This window comes from Streptomyces sp. NPDC045470 (genome assembly GCF_040646595.1).
Taxonomy (GTDB): Bacteria; Actinomycetota; Actinomycetes; order Streptomycetales; family Streptomycetaceae; genus Streptomyces.
This window is the reverse complement of sequence record NZ_JBEZAN010000011.1, coordinates 25,491-44,362: the sequence shown is the minus strand read 5'-3', so window position 1 is coordinate 44,362 and position 18,872 is coordinate 25,491. Positions and strand designations below refer to the sequence as shown.

The following is an 18,872-nucleotide window of genomic DNA, read 5'->3' as shown; positions in this document are numbered from 1 at the left end:
TTCGATGGATCGTTCGCTTGTGTCGGTGAGGGCGGCGCTGGTGTTGTTGCTGGCGGCGCTGGCCGGTGTGTGCGTCGGCCTGCTGTCGGTGCTGGCGGGTAACGGGGTGGTGGGCGGTGTGCTCGCCGGCCTCGCCGCTGCCGGCGGGGCGGTGCCGGTGGTCAACCAGGTGATCGCCCCGGACTCCGCCCGCGGCAGGTCGGCCGTGCGCGAGGTGCGTGCGAAGGGCGGGAGCGCCCGTGGGTGAGCTGCGTCCTCTCGCCGAGGGGCTGACACCGGAGTCGCGTGCGCTGGCCATGGCGCTGCGAGAGCTGTTCGAGAGCATGGGCGTCTCGGTCCGCCGCTATGCGGCCCGCCGTGTACGCGATGCCGGCACGTTCTCCCGCTATCTCAACGGCACCCGCGTCCCGCCGTGGGAGGTGGTGATGGACCTGTTCACCGACGTCGCCGAACACCGTGGCATGGCCGCCACCCCGGAGGCCATCGACCTGGTGCGCCGTCTGCACCGGGCAGCCGTCGAGACCAGCGCTTCGCCCCGCCACGCCGTGGAAGTTCTGGAGCAGCAGCTCGCCGAGGCCGACCGTGTCTCCCGCCGTTCCACCGCCCGCGGCGACGCGCTGGACGACGCGTTGCTGGACCGCAAACACCGTATCGCCGACCTGGAGGTACGCCTGCACCAGTTGGAGGCGGAGTGGAACGCGGAACGGGAACGAGCCGAACGCCTGGCCGCAGCCAGCCCGGACGTCACCGACCTGCTGCGGGAACGTGATCAGTTGCAGGACGAGGTCACCCGGCTGTCCGCCCAGCTCGGAGAGGCGCAGCAACGGCGGGACGAAGCCGAACAACGCTGCACGCTGCTGGAACGGCAGCTTGAGGCAGTCGAACAGGTCCAGGCCGTAGCCGCCATGACCCCGGCGGCCCCGCAGGCCATGCCCAAGGTCCTCATCGTGGACGACCAGCCGGACAACCTGCTGGCCATGACCGCCGTCCTGTCCACCCTCGACCAGGAACTGGTCGTCGCCTCCTCCGGCCGCGAAGCGCTCAAAGCCCTCCTCGACCAGGACGACTTCGCCGTGATCATCATGGACGTCCAGATGCCTGACATGGACGGTTACGAGACCGCCGCCCACATCAAACGGCGTCCCCGCACCCGTGACGTGCCCATCATCTTCCTCACCGCCATGGGCACCGACCCCGAACATTCCGCACGCGGCTATGCCGCGGGCGCCGTCGACTACATCGGCAAACCCTTCGACCCTTGGGTCCTGCGGGCCAAGGTCGCCGTCTTCACCGGCATCTACCTCGAACAGCGGCGCCTCGCCGGAGCTCAGTGACCACCTGGCGCTGTCACGACGGCAGGGGAGGGGCAGCTCGAACAGATTTCAGCTGCCGCCCCCAGCGGCAGCCACATGATTGCGGGTTGGCCCCTGACGCGGGTGAACGCATCGCTGAATGCACCGGGTTTGCGGTACACCAGTCCAGTTCCTTGGCTCATTTGTGTAGAGAGGGCATCCAGTCATGTTCGAGGCCACCCCCACCACCCCCTCCGCGATGCTCTTGTGAATGCCGTGATCGACAGGCTTGCGTCGGCGCGGCGGTTTGCGCCCGGCGCCCCCCGCGCCCGGTTGGAGCGTGATCCGCACGGATACAGCGAGTACGGTTTCTCGCTCTCCCCGAACAGGGTGACTTGAACTACTGCTGTGCCGCCGCTCGCGCGCCACGGTCATCGGATCGGAGATCGTGCCGGCCAAGGTGGCCACCGCCGAGCGCGCCCTCGCCGCCACCGGGCTCTCCGCGTACGTGGACATCCGCGAAGGGGACGCGCGCACCACCTTGCGCGATCTCGGCGATCCGGTCGACTTCGCCCTGATCGACGGCTGGCTCGGCACCGAGCCCTCGCTCGCCCGCCAAGTCGTCGAACTCGTCGCTCCGCAACTCCGCGGCGGAGACTGTGTCGCGAACGACTGGGCCGGTGCGGCGCTTTGGTCGCCGTGCCCTACGGCACCAACGAGACGGCGACCGGATCGTCGACATCTCCTCCGTCTCCACCCGCCTCGCCTCGGCCCACGGCATCGGCTGTCCGCTCACCAAGGGCGTACTCGACGTGTTCAGCCACACCCTGGCCAAACACCTCGGTCCCCGCAACATCACCGTCAACTCCGTCGCAGTCGGATTCACCCGTACCGATATGACTGCCCAAGTGCTCACCGATCCGGCGACTCTGGAGCGCAACATCGGTCTCACCGCCCTCGGCCGGATCGGCCAGGTTCCGGACATCGCCGACGCGGTCGCCTTTCCGGCCTCCGACGATGCCCGCTGGATCACCGGCGCGAAGACCGATGTCACCGGCGGCGTCAACCTGTGGCGTCGCTCGACGGGGCCCTTTCACCCACCTGTCAGACACGTGCGTTCCGCCGCCGGGAGCGCGGGACAACCCTCCGTCCGAGCCCCAGGAACAGATACCGTCGAGATCCGACATGCGCACAGTGGGATCCCAATGTTGCGGAAGACGCGTACGGTGACTGGATCAGTGTCAGGCACCGACCGAAGGACACCAGGTGACTTCTGCCGTCGAAACATCCGCTCTCCAGCAGGCCATCAACGACCTCGAACGCCAGTTGCCGGAACTGTCCGCACGTGAGGAGTCGCTGCGCAAGGAACTCCAGGAGGCCGAGCAGCGCCTGTCAGCAGCCCGGCAGGCCCTCCAGCACCTGCGGGTACTGACTGGCACCATCCAGCCTGGACCCGCCACGACCTTGGGGCACGAGAAGCAGCCGGAACAGGAACCGGCCGGCGCGGCGCCCGAGAAGGAGGCGCAGCAGGCACAGCCTGAGGCACCTGCTCCGGCCGACGAAGCCGCCGCCACGGTGCCCCAGCCCCGCACCCCCGCCAAGAAGACCGCCGGAAAGACTCCCCGGGCCGCTGCTGCCGGCAAGAAGCCGGCCACGGACAAGGCCGGTGCGGCGGCGAAGAAGCCGGCCACCGACAAGGCCGAGGAAGCGTCGAGGAAGCCGAGGACGACCAAGACGACCAAGCCGGCGGCCAAGAAGAAGGCCCCCGCCGGTTCGCGCGCGGCCGCCCCGGCGGCCGAGGAGCCCGCGAAGGTGGCTTCGCCGCTTCTGACCGCGGCTCTCGCCGTCCTGCAGAAGCACGGAGCCGCGATGCGCCCTGCCGACATCAACACCGCGCTGGGCCGGGAAGACACCGCCGGCCAGCGCGAATCGCTGCGCAACACCCTGGAACGCGCCGTCAAGGCAGGACAGCTGAAGCGTCCGGGGCGCGGCCAGTACTCGGTCTGAACAGTCACGACGGCCTCTGAGCCCTCCTGACCCTTCAACCGTGGTGGGGGCCTTCACCCGGTGGACCCGGCGTGAAGGCCCCAGGCCCGGCAGCCCCCATGGGGTTGGCCCGCCGCGGCGCGCCTCGCCACAGCGGCGGCAGAGCTGGAGGGCACCACGGGGGAGCGGGGAGCGGGGAGTGGGGTGCGGCGAGCCGGTCACTCTCGGACGATCTCGACGACCGCGGTCTCGCCCGGCGGCACCCGTACGTTCACGCAGGTGTGGACCTTCCCGTGAAGGGTCCTCCGCTGGGTCTCGTACGGCCTGCCGTCGGTCCTGACAGCACGGTGGTCGCCCGGGAACCGGGCCTGCCACACATACACCTTCGAGGTGCCGTTGGTGAGTGCGGACCTGTGGGTTCCGTCGTGCCGCAGGTCGAAGCAGGCACCGCCGACGGGGATCCTGTCGATGCGTACCCAGTCGACACCCCGGGGCAGGTGCGAGCGGGTGGTCACCCTGGCGCGCGGGGCGTCCGGGCGGAATCCCATCAGTCCCTCGACGGCCTGTGAGACGAGGGTGAACGCGACTTCCGGGTAGTCGCCGTTGAGTCCCTGCGCAGCAACAGGGTGACGGTCGTCGCGGTGGTCGTAGACGTAGCGCATCCACTTCCACGCCTGCCGGTCGCGGTCGTTGGCGAAGAAGGTGTCGGGCAGGTACGTGATGGCCTCGATGTTGACCGGTTTCCCCACCCCCTCGGCCATCTCGTCGATGTAGTCGAGGTAGGCGTCGTTGCGCGGTCCGGGCAGCAGGAGGCGCTTCATGGGCATGAACCAGCTGTTCTCCCTGCCCCACCCGGACAGTGGGGCACCGGAGAGGGAATAGGCGCGTGTCATCGCGGCCCCCTGGTTCGCGACCCAGCCGTGATGGAAGTACCTGCGCAGTTCCGCCGCCCGGCCGGCGTACCGGGCCGCCTGCTCCTTCTCACCCCGGGCCGACGCGAGGGCGGAAGCGGCCAGGTAGGCCCGGTACTGGGAGGCGAACGCGTCGCCGGCCTCGACCAGTTGCTCGCCGCTGCCCTCGTTGTAGCTGGCAGCCCCCTCGAAAATGCCCTGTCCTGTGCCCTCGGCGACGCCGTTGGGCTTGAGCCGGTCGTGCTCCTTGACGAATTCCGTGGTGGCATGACGGCAGAAGTCCCACATGTCGTCCTCGACGTAGAAGGGATCGCCGCTCCACCGGTAGGCCTGTTCCGTCTTCTCCACCAGCTCGAAGGGCGCGGGCACCTCGCGCACGAACGCATCGACGCCGCGGTAGTCGATGCTCAGGTACGTCCGTGCGTCGAAGTTGAACGACCACACGGGGTAGTACGCGTGTGCGGCGACCGCCGAGGCAGCGAAAGAGCCCAGCATGGTCCTGTTCTCTTCGCTCAGCCCCAGAATCTGGGCGCCGACAACCTGGTGAGCGGTGTCGCGCGCGTAGTAGCCGCTCCGGTGCGCGTAACCGGCCCAGTACGACGGGGCATAGGCCGCGGAGCCGGTCCCGCCGGGGTGCCTCTCGTCCACGTTGAGGGGCCCGACGGTGCCGGCCAGATGAACCCAGCTGTTGGCCTTGCGCTTGGCCCACTCGAACATCTCCACCAGCAGGGGGTCCGAGGAAGTGACCCGCGGATCGGCCGGGGCCGCGGGGGACAGCATGATGTCGTCGACGTTGACCCAGGCGTCGCCGGAGGTGAACTCGATCTCCATCCGGTCCCCTTTTCTCAGGGCGACCCGGGAGACGGTGTGGCGGGAGTAGAAGGAGCGGTTCGCGACGGCGACCTCACCGGCCGGCGCGCCGTTGACCCGTACGAGGAACGCGCCACGCGGCCCGCCTGCGGCGATCCACGCGGACACGTCGTACGTGCCCTTCCCGGTTGCGGTCACCGCCTGCCGCACCTGCCGTCCTCGTCCGGCGTCCAGGTGGGCGTGGGAGCGTCCGGTATGCGGATCGCCGGTGGCGACACCGGTGCCGTCATCCCACACCCACCCCTGCCTACCCTGCTCGAACCCGGGGTTGGCCACCGTCAAGAACGACGCGCCGACGTAGGGACCGTTTGGTAATGACACGAGCGAACCGTCCTCTCGTTCGGTGGGCACGGCCCGGCCGTGCTCCTGGCACCGCAGACGCGGCTTCGTCAGGCGCCGCACCGTACTCAGCAAGGCGAGTCACCCCACCAGGGTCGTGGTGACACGGGGTACGCACAAGACGCTGGGACCGCTGGGACCACGGTCTGTACCGGCGGGCCGTGACCGCCACCGTTCAGAGGCGCAGGCAGGGTCATGACTCCAGCCAGTGCCCGCAGGACCCGGCAAGACCGAAGTCGGCAGCGGCATGGGGGCTCCGAGCCCAGCACCGCCCCTTCACAGGCCGGGGAACGTCAGGGACCTCAAGGTGCTGGCCAGGCCCGCACCGTCAACACCGACAACCACATGGTGGGATGCAGCCCGTGGCCCTGACTGTCGTCGTGGTCAGCCCGGATGGCGTAGTCGCGCGATCTTGAGAGTGAGGGGGCCGTCAGGCAGTCGTCGCCGCGGGCGAGGGAGAGGCCGGTCAGCTTCTCGATGCGGTGCAGGCGGTTGCAGAGGGTCGAGCGGTGAATGTGGAGCCGGGCCGCGGTGCGGCGGACGTCGCCCGCTTCGTCGAGGTAGGTGCTCAGGGCGTCCACGAGTTCCGGGACGCCGGTTTCCGGCTGCAACAGGTCGCGTAGACCGGGGTGCATGCTCTCGACGAGATCCGTGGACGACAGTTTCGCCCGGAGCGCGTAGACGCCCAACCGCGCGTAAGCGGTGACCGCCTGGCCGCTTCCGGTCGCCTGGGCCACCTCCGCGGCCTGCCTGGCTTCCTCGTACGAGACGGCCGCCTCCGCCAGCCGGTGCCGAACCCGGCCGACTCCGGCCCGGAACGCCCTCGGCGGAACCGAGGGGAGCTCGGCACCCACCCGTCGGACGAGAGCTTCCGCCATGACCTCGGCCGCGCCGACGGCGGCCTCGTCGCCGACGCCACCCGGCCACACGCTGAACACCAGAGCGTGGTCAGGACGGGTCAGGCAGAGGACGTGGGCGGGGGGAAGCCGCCCTCGGACGCGGCCGACGGCGAGTCGGAGGCCGAGGCGCGGCTCCTCCGGCAGCGGTTCCTTCGGATGCTCGCCCACGGTGGCGACCACGGCGACGACACTGCCGGCCGTGGCAAGGCCCTCCTTCCTGCGGTGAGGTGGACGTCCGCCATCCGCCAGTAGGTCAGCGCCTCCCACAGACGATGCCGGTGGCTCTGGTAGATGGGCCATGCTCGGGCCAGTTGCTCCAGAGCGTCGTCCGTGCGGCCGGCCTGCGCCAGCGCCAGTCCCAGGCTGTAATGGCCGTTGGCCAGCCGCAGTGTCGCGCCGATGGAGCGGAGAGCGGCCAGGCACTGCTCGGCCAGGCTCACCGCTTCGGTGAAGCGATCGGTATCCAGGCAGAGGCGGGACAGGTTGCCGAGCATGTTCGCGCATCCGTTCCGGTTGCCGTAGCGGCGGTAGGCGTCGAGGGCCTGGAGCAAGTAGTGCTCTGCCTCGGTGTAGCGGTGCTGCATGCTCGCGAGGATGCCGCTCTCGTTGAGGGCCTGCGCCGTAAGCACCGGGTCGGAGCAGCGCAGTGGGAACCTCCTGGCGGCCTGGGCTGCGTGTTCCGCTTCCGGCAATCGACCGGCCATGACATGGAGGTGCACCATCGGACAGTACAGACGGCCTGTGGACCGGGCGTCGCCCGCTCGCTCGGCTGCGACCAGAAGGCGGGCGTTCACCTGGGCGTACTGCTGGACGGCCGAACCGGATTCGACCAGGTCTTCGGCGACGAACATGAGGTCGACGGCGCGGCGTAGTGCCGGGCCGTGGGCCGAGGCGCCGACGCACGCAAAGAGGGTCTCGGCTTCGGTGAACAGCCACTGCAGTGCGGGCTCAGGATGGTCGAAAGCCAAGCCGGGCCACTGGGTGGGTTGAAGGTGGTCACATGTGGTGTCGTCGGGCCGCTGCATCGCGTGGATGTGTGCGGTGGTCGCCAGATAGAAGTCCAACAGCCGAGACCGTGCCGCGTCCTGCTGTTGTGGCGTCTCGTCGCGTTCGGCGCATGTCCTCGCGTACAGGCGCACAAGGTTGTGGAACCGGTAACGGTCGGGGGCAGGCGACTGGCCGTCAGCGTGCTCAGCTCCACCACGGCCTGTGCGTGACGGCCGGTCGCCAGGTCCAGGTCGAGGCGGTTTTCCAGCAGGGCGAGACGGCGCTCTTCGATGCGGGCGCGCTGTGCCGCGCAGTACGGACCGGGTACGTCGGCCAGTGTCTCGCCGGACCACAAATCCAAGCTCTGCCCCAGCAGTTCGCGGGCCCGGTCGCTCTGACCGAGGCGGCGGGCCCCTTCGGCTTCGCTTGCCAGCCGCTCGGCAGCGCTCAGGTCGACGCTCTCTTCGCCGACCTTCAGCGCATATCCACCGGAGTCGCTCACCACGATGTCCGCGTCCGGACCCAGGGCCTTGCGCAGCCGGGACGCATACGTCCGGAGCGCAGCCACCGCGCTCGCCGGCGGGTTCTCGCCCCACACCGCGTCGATCAGTTCGGCCACCGACGCGACCCGCCCGCCCCGCAGCAGCAACACGGCCAGCAGCGCCCGCTGCTGCGGTGAACCAGCGTCCAGCCGCTCCCCGTCCCGCCACACCGCGACCGGCCCGAGCACGGTGAACCGAAGTACACGTCCACCCCCGACATCAACGACCATGGCACCCCTGCCCCCGACACTGGTGCCACCACCATCCAGCCTCCCTTGCCCGACACGTGCAGCACAGACCGCCCACGTCCTGAACTCGTCGCGAAATTGACGAAGAAGCGATATCTGCACGGAATGTCTCTGACATCCATCCCCCCGACACGTGCACAGCGCCCACCGGCCGCCAGCCTTCACCACGTATGCGTTCATTGGTACCGCCTGGGTTTGGAACCGGCGGAGCCGTCTCGACACAATGGCGGTGGCAGGCGAGCGGCCAGGATCGTACTGGCGCATGACGGCGGGTCCGGGCATGGTTCCGTACCTCCCCGTCCCGGAGTGCTCCACTGTTCAACTAAAGTGAAGTATTCGCTAGGACGGGGGACATCGTGCAGGACCGGGCAGTCACCACACGCCGCACCATCCTGACCACAGCCGCCGAGGTGATCATCGAGCGCGGTTACGGCGGAGCGTCCATCTCGCAGATCACCGCCCGGGCGGGCGTCGCCGCGGGAGCGGTGTACTTCCACTTCCGCAGCAAGGAAGGCATAGCCCACGCGCTGCTCGGCCTCGACCTCCTGGAGGGCCTGCCTCCGCGCCGCGGCCCGGCCCTGCAGTACTGGAGCGAACTCGCGCTGCTGATGGCCCGGCGCCTCGACACCGACCCGAAAGTCCGGGCCGCACCGTACCTGGCCGCACTCGCCGACACCCATGACGGCTGGACCTCCCCCTGGCCGGCCTGGCGAGCCACGGTCGCCCGACCGCTGCACGCCGCCCAGCGCGAAGGTGAGCTCCAAGCGCACGTGCAGCCCGAGGCCGTCGCCGAGCTGCTGATCAGCGCATGGGCCGGGATGGCCGGCCATCGCACCCCCGGCACCGCCCAGGCGCAGATGCGGACGTTCCTCGACTGCTGTCTGCCAGGCATCGCCGCGCCTGCGACCGCGGCCCGGCCGGAACAGCGCTTCTGATCCGGAACGGCGGCACCTTCAAGGCGGAAACGGCCTGCTGGGCAGTTGTCTGAGCGGTGTCCGCGTCGCTCGTACTGGCTGATGCGGGCTTGAATTCGACGCCGGGCCTTCGCTGTCCCGTGATGCTCTACCGTGCCTTGCCCCGTGGAAGATGTGTGAGCCGGCGGTGATTCCTTGCCGAGCTGACCCTCAAGAGGGAGGGGCGGACGCGACAAGGCCGGTGAGCACCCGGTGCATCGCCCGCTCGAACAGGGCCTGCGGGTCCTGAGCCGGGTCTGCTTCGGTGGGAGTGGCCAGCGCCGCAGCGACCTGCGGATGCTTCCCCTGGGCGACTGTTTCGCTCAGGTAAGCGGTCTGCGCCGTCCGGCGGCCGGTGTTTCCGCGGCTCAGTTGGAGTTCTGTCCGGGCGAACTGGGCGACAAGGGCGTTCATCAGGCCGACGATCTCCATCTTGGTCCGTCCCGGCAGTGCCACGGGTGCCATCGCCCGCAGTGCGTATTCCAGGTAGTCCAGGCCGCGGGGGCCCAGCCGGAGAGGCTCCGGCGGAACGTCGGGCAGCCAGGGGTGCCGCAGGTGGACCGTCTTGGTCCGGGAGGCGAGGCCGACCAGGTCCTCCACGGGATCGCCGCCCAACGGCACGTCGAGGTCGACCTCTCCCGCCACCGCGTCCGTCATCAGGTCCAGCAGGTCGTCGCGGCTGGAGATGTAGCGGTAGAGGGATGCCTGGCCGGTGCCCAGCGCCTTGGCCACCTGGCGCGTGGACACAGCCGCCAAGCCGCCCTGGTCGGCCAGTTCGACGGCGACAGCGGTCAGATCCGCGCGGCTGTGCACGGCCGCGGGGCCGCGGGTGCCGCGTTCGGGGCGCGCCCAGACCGTCACGTGTTCCTTCGCCGAGTCGGGTTCGGACTGCTCCGCCACGTCGGTCACCTCTCTCTTCCGTCCGGCCTCGCCATCGTCGTGCCGCTGCCCTATGCTAAACCGCGAACGGTGATCGCAGTTATCGGAGGTGCTCATGTCGTCGTCATCTGCCAGTCCGTGGAGCCCGGTCCGCTGGGCCGAGAACGGTGCGGTCCGGCTTGCTTTCGACCAGTGGAACGAGCAGGTGGCCGGGGAACCCCTCCTGTTGACCACAGGGCTGGGCGCGAACCGCAAATGGTTTCCGGACGGGCTGTGCCGGATGCTGGCGACGCACGGTTTCGCGGTCGCCCGTTACGACCAGCGCGACGGCGGGGAGTCGACCCACCTGCCGCCCACCGTCACCCGCAACCCCATCTCCGCGCTGTTCAAGAAGCGCGGAGACGCCTACACCGCCGAGGACATGGCAGACGACGCCGTCGCGGTCATGGATGCCCTGGGATGGCCGTCGGCACATCTGCTGGGTGTCTCGCTCGGCGGTGCCGTCGCACAACGCGTCGCGCTACGGCACCCGGACCGCGTCCGGACCCTCACGACCATGGCCGCCGTCCCCGGAGACGCCGCGGGCCTGCGGTCACTGCAATACGTCCGGCTGAGGACCCTGGCGAAGTTCGCCGGCCTGAAGTTCCCCGACACCCCTGAGGGGGACCTCGCGGCCGGCGTCGCCGTCACCCGCCTCCTCGCCTCGCCGAAACGTCCCTTCGACGAGTCGGCAGCCCGAGAGGCCGCCGCGCGCAACCTTGACAGCGGTGTGCACGACCAGCAGGCGCAGAGCCGTCAGATCGGCGCGCAGTGGCACGGCCAGAAGATCAGCGCCATCAGCCGGCCCACCCTCGTACTCCACGGGCAGGACGACCCGCTCATCAAGCCCAGGGCGGGACGGGCGGTCGCCTCCCGGATTCCCGGCGCGCGCCTGGTCCTCCTGCCTGAAGTCGGACACGAGATTCCCGAACCCGTATGGCAAACAGTCACTACGGAAATCCGCGCCCTGGCGAATACCGCTCGCCACATCAGACGGTGAGGACGATCTTGCCCCGCAGGTGACCGCTCTCCAGCAGCCGGTGCGCCTCGGCGACGCGCTCGAACGGGAACGTCTCCTGCACGTGGACCCGGAGCCTGCCTTGTTGGACGAGTTCGACGAGACCTCGCAGGGCGGCCGGATCGGGGTCGACCGCGATGCCGCTGAAGCGCATGCCGGCCGCCTCGTACTTGGCGGCGAGCTCCGCGTCCTGCTCGGCGACCGCCGTCACCAGGTGACCACCTGGGCGGAGCACGGCGAGCGACCGCTCGACGGTGTCACCGCCGATCGTGTCGAGTACGACGTCGATGTCGTGGGCCACCTCGTCGAAGTCGACCGCCGTGTAGTCGATCACCTCGTCGGCGCCGCACTCTTCGACGAACTCCCGTTTGCTCCCGCTGGCAGTCGCAACCACATGCGCGCCGAGCGCTTTTGCTACCTGGATCGCAACGTGGCCGACCCCGCCTCCACCGCCGTGGACCAGGACGCGGTCGCCCTCGGTCACACCGCCGAGGTCGACGAGGCCCTGCCACGCCGTCAACCCGACGATCGGCAGCGCAGCCGCCTCGACATGCGAAAGTGCCGCCGGCTTGCGTGCCAGGTGCAGCGCCGGAGCCGACACGACCTCGGCGTACGCGCCCGCCGCTCGCGGGAACAACGGCATCCCGAACACCTCGTCGCCGGGCCTGAACCGCCACGTCTGCGGCCCCTCGCCGACCACGCCGCTGATGTCCCAGCCGAGGATGAACGGCGGCCGACCGATCAGCGGGAACTCGCCGGCGCGCAAGCGCGCCTCCAACGGGTTCAGCCCGATCGCCTTGACGCGGACGAGAACCTCGGTCGGCAGCGGCTGAGGGTCGGGCGCGTCCACGATGGTGAGCACCTCGGGACCGCCTAACGCCTGCTGGGTGATGACTCGCATGACTCTCCTGGCTTCGAAAGGGGAAGAGATCCCAGGCTAGGTTTCCGATAGGAACCCGCAGGTACCTTTGGCGTCATGAGCGGTTTCGGTCCCGGCGATCCCTTTCTCTCCGACTGCCCGGCGCGTCTGGCGGTCGAGCTGATCGCCGACAAGTGGACGGTGGTCGTGCTCTACGGCCTCAGCAGGGGCCCGGTGCGCCATGGCGAGCTGATCGAGCTGATCGGCGGCATCTCCCGCAAGATGCTCACCCAGACGCTCCGACGCCTTGAGGCGCACGGCCTCGTCCGCCGCCACACCTACGCCGAGGCGCCGCCCCGGGTCGAGTACGAACTCACCCCGCTCGGGGAGACACTGACCGGTCCGATCCACGTGCTGACCGAGTGGGCGAGGGCGAACGGCGACGCAGTGCTCGACGCGCTCGACGCCGCTCCCGAGCCGGCCACCCCCAGCGACTGAGGTCCCCGCTGGGGTACCGGACAGAGCGTAGGCGCCCTGGACTGGACCGAACCGGACTGGACCGGGCAGGGCCGGTAGCCGTCACCGGCGTCTGGCCGCCGCCGGCCCGGGCCCCTGTTTATGCGATCATGCGTGCATTGTGGTGGATGGTTCGGCGCACAGCCGAGCTGCTGGGCAGGCGGTCGGGGGCTCGCGCAACAGATGTCGAGCGATCGAGCGGGAAACTGGAGAGCGTTGTGAGCGGGGCTGGGGGACAGGGCGGTTCGTCCGTGTCCGACGAGGAGTGGGAACGGTTCCTGCGCGAGTCGGTGGCAGGTGCGCCCGGAGCTCCCGTGGAGCCGTCGGCGCGCGCCCGTGAGGTGGGGCGGCGGCTGCGGGAACGCCCCGGGCAGCCGGAGGGCTGGCGTTCGTACTCGCCCGGCCGGCCCCGGCGCAGGACAGGTTGGTACGCGGCAGGACTGGCGGCCGTGGCTCTCTTGGCCGTAGCGCTCTTTCCGCAGCAGCTCGTCGGTTGGTTCGGCGACGAGGGCGGGCAGGATGGGACGCCGTTGGCCGCGGAGTCCCAGAACCCGCGGCAGGCACCCGGCGCTGAGCCGAGCCTGCGCCCCACCCTGGCCGAACCCTTCCGGGGTTCGCCCGCCGCTCGCTGGGCCGACGGAACGGCCGGGATCGCGGTGCCGGAGGCCAGGGCGACCGGCTGGATGGACACCGCCCAGGTCGAGCAGGCCCTGCAGAAAAGCCGTGCCTTCATGGCGGCCGCAGGGCTCGACTCCCACGTACTGCGCGGCGAGCGGCCCACGAAGGCGATCGCGTTGCTTAACCCGCACCAGAAGGACGTCCAGGAGTATCTCCGGAGCGCCCTGTCGTCGACGGCGCCGACTTCCGATACCGACCCGCTGCGGTTGTTCAGCCGTTTCCGGCCGGAGCGGGCCCGGCTGGTCGGTGATGTTGTCAAGACACGCGGCCGGCTCACGTACCGCGAGGGCAAGCGGGGAGCGGTCGAGGTGACAGCGGACGTCACCTTCGTGTACCCGGTCACCCCGGCAGCGGGCGACGCGGGGCAGGACGCCGAGGTCATCCGTACGATCGTACGGCGCAAGGTCGTGATGAGCTGGGACGACCCGGCCGAGGTCATCACCGAACCGGGCACGATGTCCCTCGTCTCGTACGCGCTCGACATGACCAACGGCGGCTGTTCCGGCCCCACGGGCTTCTTCGAACCACCCTTCGGCATAGCCGAAAAGCAGTCCGCCGACACAGCTCGCCAGGTCGATCCGTACGACCGCAGCAAGCCGATCGACACGAGCGACAGAACGACGGCCGCGGGCAACGGCTGCGCGACCGCCACCCGTTCCTGACGGGTGTTGCAGAAGGTGGTGCCCGAGCAGTCCGGCGCGGCAATAAGCGCAGCGGGCCGCACCTCTGCTGCTGGCGAGGCCACCATGTATACGGACACCCGCCTCAGCGAGCTGGCAACCGAGGTCATGCTCGTCGCTTCGCCCCGCTGATCTCCTCGTACATCACCGCAAGGGGTGGCGGCAGGGCTTGGGCGGGCGGTCCGTCAGTGTCTGGTAGACCGTGTATCGGTATCGGCTCGGCCTTCCGGAGGAACGGCGGCTTCGGGCAGCGCACCCCAGGAGGTACGGAGCCCGGGAGTGGTCGACACCCCCGAGGAACGACATCACCAATTCCTCCACCGTGTCGCACGGCGGTCGTTCTGCGAGGGCTCCTGAGGAGGTGAGCTGGGGCTTTGCCTGGCGGTACGGTCGCCGGGTGGTGTCGAAGAGGTTGAACGAGTGCCTGTTGCACGGTGCTGGCATGCGCCCTGACCGCCTGGTCGGGCGGCGTCTTGAACGGGTGGTCGCGTCGTGGCACCTGTACGGTACGGAAGCCCCGTCCGGCCCGCTGGACGTGTGGCTGATCGACAGCGCCGAGGATTCCACCCATGTGACGGCCGGGTCGGACTGGTGCCTGATCGTGGATTCGTCGGCACCCTCGGGGTCGAAGAGCCCCCGCGCTTCGACGCCGGCGTCCCGGCGGACGGCTGGTCTCGTACGGCGTCTTCGCCGCTGCGGAGGCGACCACGACGCAGAGAGTGGACCTCAAAATCGCCTCCGCATACCGGCCCAGGCGTGAGGCGGAGCCTGGCAGCGGGTCAGGCCGATTGTCGGCAGCTTCTCAGGGGCTGATGGTCCGCAGTTTGTCGTGGAGCCAGTCGCCGGCGAGCACTGTTTCGTACGGTCTGTGTCCGGTGACTGCGGGCAGTGAGGTGATGCGGATGTCGGGGGCGCAGGTGTGGAAGTAGACCAGGGAGGTCAATTCCTCGGCCGGGGCTTCGGGGGGCGGTGGCAGGACACGGTGGCGCCCGGAGTGCCAGCGGTCGCCGCTCCAACGCTGCATCAGGTCACCGATGTTGAGCGTCAGGGTGCCCGGCTGCCACGGGGCGTCCTGCCAGCCGGTCGCATCGTCATGGACTTGCAGCCCGCCTTGGCCGTTCTGCCGGTCCAGCAAGGTCAGGAGGCCGAAGTCGGTGTGCGCTCCGATGCGGAACTGTCCGGGCCGGGCGGGTCCGGTGGTGTGCCGCGGCGGGTACCAGTTGATCAGCACGTTTCCGTTCGGGCGGGTGGTGTGCCGGGTGAAGAAGTCCTCGGGCTGCCCCAGCGCGGTGGCCATGATCTGCAGCAGCGTGTCGGACAGCGCGCGCATATGGTCGGCGAACTCCGTCACGTACGGGCGCAGCAGCGGTACGTGGGCCGGCCAGCGGGCGGGCAGCAGCTCCGTGCGGGCGGTGCGGGTCTCGAAGGCGGCAGCCCAGGATTCCTTCAGGTCGGGCGGGGTCACGGTGCCCTCGGATGCGGCTGTGCTCACCTGGCCGCGGCCGAACCAGCCGCCCCGGCGATCCTGCTGGGCGTAGCGGGCCTTGACCTCGGCAGGCAGCGCGAAGAACGCGCGGGCCGCCGCCCGCAGCCGGACAGGCAGCTGCGGGTCGAGGCCGTGACCGCGCACGAGCAGGAACCCACTGGCCCGCAAGGACCGGTCGACCGCGGACGCGAGCCGCTCCCGGGACTCCCGGCCCTCGGACCACCAGGACAGATCAATGACGCAAATATCCGGACGGTGCACGGCGAACTGCTCCCTCCCCGCACCGGAGCGCGGAAGCGAAGGCCGGGCGCTCCGGCCGCTCCCGGGCACTTTTTCGTCGCCGGCCGACCGGACGGAAGCCGTAGGCTCGGACACGGCAGGAACCGGCAACGAAACGGGGGAACGCGGTGGATTCCGGCGGCCCGGACGACCTCGACCAGCGCTTGCTGCATGCCCTCCAGCTCGACGGACGCGCCCCCTACAGTCGCCTCGCCCGCACCCTGGGCATCAGCGAGCACACCGCCGCCCGCCGCTATCACCGCCTGCGCGACCTCGGCCTGCGCATCACCGGCCGCACCAACCCGCACCGTCTGGGGCACACTCGCTGGCTGCTGCGCCTGCGCTGCGCCCCCGACACGGCCCGCCCCCTCGCCGACAGCCTCGCCCGCCGCCCCGACACCAGTTGGGTCACCCTCACCGCCGGCGGCACCGACCTCTACTGTGCCCTCGATGCCCGCACCACAGACGAACGCAACGCCCTGCTGCTGACCGCGCTGCCCCGCACCCCGAACCTCATGTCCGTCACTGCCCACTGCATGCTGCACATCTTCAAGGGCGCCACCACCACCTGGCACGCCACCCGCTTCACCACCCCCGACCCTGCTTCAGTCTCCACTCCCGCCTCTACTCCTTCGCCTTTTCCTTCGGCGCCCTTTCCCGACACCGTCGTCCCGTGTGGCCTCGATGCCACCGACCACATCTTGCTCACCGAACTCGCCCGCGACGGCCGCGCCACCCTGCCCGCGCTGAGCAAGGCCGCCGCTCGCTCACCCTCCAGCATCCAGCGCCACCTCGACCGCCTCCGGCACCACGGCGCGCTCGACCTCTTCGTCGACTTCGCACCCCAACTGCTCGGCCACCACATGAGCACCCAACTGTGGCTGACGGTGGCCCCCGCCCGCCTGCGCAGCGTCGGCGAGGCCCTTGCCGCCCACCCCGACATCGCCTTCACCGCCGCCGTCACCGGCCCCGCCAATCTGGTCGCCAACGGCATCTTCCGCACCCCGGCCGACTTGTACGCCTACATCGACCAGAATCTCGGCACCCTGCCAGGCATCCACAGCATTGACACCGCTCCCACCCTGCACGAGGTCAAACGCCTCGCCACCCCCTTCACACCAGTACACGCCCGCGATCGCACGTGATGGGCCCGGGCCGCCGGGTCCCGGGACATTGCCCAGGGCTCGTATGCGTACGCCTTCCGGACAGCGGCCGGCGACTACGAACAAGAGCCGTGCGCCGACGGAGCCCTGGCGCCGCCCCACCCTGTCCCGCCGCCACCATCACCGTCCACGGCACCGTCTGCTTGCCCCGCGACGATGGCCCCACTGTCGCCCGCCACAGGCGTCGTCACTTCTCCTACTTGCGGGCAGTCAGCTGGAAGAGGCGGGCCGTGTGCATGTAGGGGTGGCGGGCGGTCAGGGCGAGTTCGAGGCGTTCGAGGTCCTGGTAGAACGCGGGGTCGTGCTTGCGCGCATCGTCGGTGATGTAGTCGCAGACGCTGCGGATGCCGTAGTGGTGCAGGTCCTGACAGCCCAGGGCGGACAGATGACGGGCAATCTCCTCCGCCGTGTGCAGCGTCAGCGGCGAGCCGAATGTCTGTGTCCAGGCCTGGTCGGTGTCGAGTGCGGCTGCCGCGGCGGCCAGATCCATCTCACGGACGGCAACGGTCAACGGCGCCGCATACCGGTTGACCGCCATTACCGAGAACAGGCCGCCGGGTCGCAGAGGTGCCAGGGACGCCGTGAGTGTGTGGTGGACATCGTCCACGTAGGGAAGGAGGTTGTGGCACAGCACCACGTCGAACTCCCCGCCGGCGATGTCGGCGGGCAGCGCGTGCACATCGGCCTCGACGCAGTCGATCAGATCCGTCAGGCCGACCGCATCAGCCCGCTCTGCCGCTGAGGCGAGCATCGCGGGTGCGTAGTCGACGATCGTGACACGGTGTCCCCGCGCAGCCAGGCGCAGGGCGTCGCTGCCGTTGCCTCCAGCCAGGTCAAGGACACACAGCGGCTCGTCTGCCAGGTCGCCGAAGTGCCGTACAAGGTTCGCCTCGGCGATCGCGTAGCGCAGCCGACCCCAAGGAGCCTCCTGCCACTGTTTCCAGGCGGACATGGCGGCGTCGGACTTCTCAGCGGCTTCAGACATCTGGTGACGGTAGCGGATCCTCCTGCCGCACGAGCTGACGCGCGGCGTCGGCTATCTATTGCCGACGCCGGTCGGCACACCTCAGCTGTCTGACGCCGTTGCTGTCGTGCAGGGACACGTAGGCGCGCACAGTTGTGGCACCCGCTGCCCCCATCCAGTGAGAGGAAGGCCCAGACGGAGTGGTGCCGCAGTGTGACGGCTGGAGCATTATCGCCAAGCTCACCATGTTCGTCATCGACGGACCTGAGGAAGCTGGACTTATGGTGCCCGCGTGCGGCGCGCCGGTGCTTGTCGAGACCGGGCATCCCACCGAGCCGAGCCAGATGGCCGAGTGGTGGCCCCGGGGAATGGCTTGCGGCGAGATCACCTGGGACTTCTTGTCATGGGACGGCCGGCGTAATCGCCCGGTGCCTGTGGCCTCGGGATGGCAGGATCGGCTGATGACTGTTGATCCGTTGCTGGAGCAGGCCCAGGGAGTATGGGAAACGCTGGCTGCTGCGTTGGTGTCGTTTCCCCCGGCGGGGGGCTTGAACGTGGTCACGTCGCCCGCCTCGCAGGTGGCTTTGCCGTCGTGGGCCGGGATAGTGGTGCTGGGTGACTCGGCGATCATCACGGCACCGACCGATAGGGCTGCGCAGGTTCTGCGCCGGGGACTGGCCGGGATGCCGGTCAGCTCGCTGACGTCTCCAGAAGCGGTTGCGGCCGTACTGCCTGTGCATGAGGTGTTGGGGCCGGCGGCCTTGGGTTACGTGTGCCGTGACGGCTTCCGCCCGGTACCGGCCGGCCGGGCCGTTGAACGGCTCGCCCCCGGGCATCAGAACCTGACGGCGTTGGTGGAGTCGGTGCCGCCCGAGGACGCCGGTGAGAGTGCGATGGACGAGATCACCTCCGCTGCGTTCGTCGTGCGCAAGGGCGCGGACGTGGTGGCTGCGGCAGGATTCCAGGCTTGGCCTGCGGCAGTTGCTCACCTGTGCGTGCTCACCGCACCAGGGGAAAGAGGCCGCGGGCTGGCACGGCAGGTCGCTTCCGCGGCGGTGGCGCAGGCACTCGCCGACGGTCTGCTGCCGCAGTGGCGTGCCCGTACGACGGCCTCCCGTAGTGTCGCACGGGCGCTGGGGTTCCGTGAGCTGGGAAGCCAGCTCAGTCTCCGCTTGGGCCAGGAGGAGCTTCACCGAAAAGGTTGATCCGTACTTGCTCACCGCAGTGGTGTTCTCCCGGACTTCGGAGCGAGCTGTCGACGCGCCTGTAAGGGGGGACGTACCG

At 69.6% G+C, this 18,872-nt stretch carries 17 protein-coding genes and 1 pseudogene; 10 read left to right on the top strand and 8 right to left on the bottom strand.

Annotated features, from left to right (window positions below; translation table 11 throughout):
* Nucleotides 1–4: 4 nt before the first annotated feature.
* The 4 genes from AB0A97_RS26780 (at nt 5) to AB0A97_RS26765 (ending at nt 3,299) form a co-directional block, all read left to right on the top strand.
* Nucleotides 5–247 carry a hypothetical protein gene (locus AB0A97_RS26780; protein ID WP_361154695.1) on the top strand — a complete coding sequence of 81 codons (243 nt, stop codon included), beginning with the start codon at nt 5–7 and terminating at the stop codon, nt 245–247.
* A complete protein-coding gene (locus tag AB0A97_RS26775) occupies nt 240–1,334 on the top strand; it encodes a response regulator (protein ID WP_361154694.1) in 1,095 nt (364 codons plus the stop codon). Before AB0A97_RS26780 ends, AB0A97_RS26775 begins: the two co-directional genes overlap by 8 nt.
* Nucleotides 1,335–1,951: 617 nt before the next feature.
* On the top strand, nt 1,952–2,641 hold the full coding sequence (locus AB0A97_RS26770; RefSeq protein ID WP_361154692.1) for an SDR family oxidoreductase: 690 nt from the start codon (nt 1,952–1,954) through the stop codon (nt 2,639–2,641).
* Nucleotides 2,559–3,299 carry a hypothetical protein gene (locus tag AB0A97_RS26765; protein WP_361154691.1) on the top strand — a complete coding sequence of 247 codons (741 nt, stop codon included), beginning with the start codon at nt 2,559–2,561 and terminating at the stop codon, nt 3,297–3,299. The genes AB0A97_RS26770 and AB0A97_RS26765 overlap by 83 nt, the downstream gene beginning before the upstream one ends.
* 197 nt (nt 3,300–3,496) lie before the next feature.
* Here the strand turns inward: AB0A97_RS26765 and AB0A97_RS26760 are convergent, their stop codons facing one another.
* The 4 genes and pseudogenes from AB0A97_RS26760 to AB0A97_RS26745 all read right to left on the bottom strand — a co-directional run.
* Nucleotides 3,497–5,410, bottom strand: coding sequence for a hypothetical protein (locus AB0A97_RS26760; protein ID WP_361154690.1), 1,914 nt, complete (start codon nt 5,408–5,410; stop codon nt 3,497–3,499).
* Between the two features lie 290 nt (nt 5,411–5,700).
* On the bottom strand, nt 5,701–6,465 hold the full coding sequence (locus tag AB0A97_RS26755) for a helix-turn-helix domain-containing protein (RefSeq protein ID WP_361154689.1): 765 nt from the start codon (nt 6,463–6,465) through the stop codon (nt 5,701–5,703).
* Complete coding sequence (locus AB0A97_RS26750) at nt 6,357–7,361, bottom strand: tetratricopeptide repeat protein (protein WP_361154687.1); 1,005 nt, start codon at nt 7,359–7,361, stop codon at nt 6,357–6,359. Before AB0A97_RS26750 ends, AB0A97_RS26755 begins: the two co-directional genes overlap by 109 nt.
* A 173-nt stretch (nt 7,362–7,534) precedes the next feature.
* Nucleotides 7,535–8,056: pseudogene (locus AB0A97_RS26745) on the bottom strand (BTAD domain-containing putative transcriptional regulator); the annotation flags it as partial.
* 374 nt (nt 8,057–8,430) lie between these two features.
* Between AB0A97_RS26745 and AB0A97_RS26740 the strand changes: the two are divergent.
* Nucleotides 8,431–9,009 carry a TetR family transcriptional regulator gene (locus AB0A97_RS26740; protein WP_361154686.1) on the top strand — a complete coding sequence of 193 codons (579 nt, stop codon included), beginning with the start codon at nt 8,431–8,433 and terminating at the stop codon, nt 9,007–9,009.
* A gap of 189 nt (nt 9,010–9,198) precedes the next feature.
* Here the strand turns inward: AB0A97_RS26740 and AB0A97_RS26735 are convergent, their stop codons facing one another.
* A complete protein-coding gene (locus AB0A97_RS26735) occupies nt 9,199–9,927 on the bottom strand; it encodes a TetR/AcrR family transcriptional regulator (RefSeq protein ID WP_361154685.1) in 729 nt (242 codons plus the stop codon).
* 94 nt (nt 9,928–10,021) lie between these two features.
* On the opposite strand from AB0A97_RS26735, the gene AB0A97_RS26730 reads away from it, so the two are divergent.
* On the top strand, nt 10,022–10,945 hold the full coding sequence (locus tag AB0A97_RS26730) for an alpha/beta hydrolase (protein ID WP_361154683.1): 924 nt from the start codon (nt 10,022–10,024) through the stop codon (nt 10,943–10,945).
* Here the strand turns inward: AB0A97_RS26730 and AB0A97_RS26725 are convergent.
* A complete protein-coding gene (locus AB0A97_RS26725; protein ID WP_361154682.1) occupies nt 10,935–11,864 on the bottom strand; it encodes an NADP-dependent oxidoreductase in 930 nt (309 codons plus the stop codon). The genes AB0A97_RS26730 and AB0A97_RS26725 overlap by 11 nt on opposite strands.
* Nucleotides 11,865–11,939: 75 nt before the next feature.
* On the opposite strand from AB0A97_RS26725, the gene AB0A97_RS26720 reads away from it, so the two are divergent.
* A complete protein-coding gene (locus AB0A97_RS26720; RefSeq protein ID WP_361154680.1) occupies nt 11,940–12,320 on the top strand; it encodes a helix-turn-helix domain-containing protein in 381 nt (126 codons plus the stop codon).
* Between the two features lie 269 nt (nt 12,321–12,589).
* The gene (locus tag AB0A97_RS26715) at nt 12,590–13,678 is read left to right on the top strand and encodes a hypothetical protein (RefSeq protein WP_361154679.1); all 1,089 of its coding nucleotides are present in this window, start codon (nt 12,590–12,592) and stop codon (nt 13,676–13,678) included.
* Between the two features lie 820 nt (nt 13,679–14,498).
* Here AB0A97_RS26715 and AB0A97_RS26710 read toward each other — a convergent pair.
* Complete coding sequence (locus AB0A97_RS26710; RefSeq protein ID WP_361154677.1) at nt 14,499–15,443, bottom strand: 2-oxoglutarate and iron-dependent oxygenase domain-containing protein; 945 nt, start codon at nt 15,441–15,443, stop codon at nt 14,499–14,501.
* 146 nt (nt 15,444–15,589) lie between these two features.
* Here AB0A97_RS26710 and AB0A97_RS26705 point away from each other — a divergent pair, with 146 nt between their 5' ends.
* Complete coding sequence (locus tag AB0A97_RS26705; RefSeq protein WP_361154676.1) at nt 15,590–16,606, top strand: Lrp/AsnC family transcriptional regulator; 1,017 nt, start codon at nt 15,590–15,592, stop codon at nt 16,604–16,606.
* A gap of 214 nt (nt 16,607–16,820) precedes the next feature.
* Here the strand turns inward: AB0A97_RS26705 and AB0A97_RS26700 are convergent, their stop codons facing one another.
* On the bottom strand, nt 16,821–17,609 hold the full coding sequence (locus tag AB0A97_RS26700; RefSeq protein WP_361154675.1) for a methyltransferase domain-containing protein: 789 nt from the start codon (nt 17,607–17,609) through the stop codon (nt 16,821–16,823).
* 179 nt (nt 17,610–17,788) lie between these two features.
* On the opposite strand from AB0A97_RS26700, the gene AB0A97_RS26695 reads away from it, so the two are divergent.
* A complete protein-coding gene (locus tag AB0A97_RS26695; RefSeq protein ID WP_361154673.1) occupies nt 17,789–18,793 on the top strand; it encodes a GNAT family N-acetyltransferase in 1,005 nt (334 codons plus the stop codon).
* Nucleotides 18,794–18,872 lie beyond the last annotated feature (79 nt).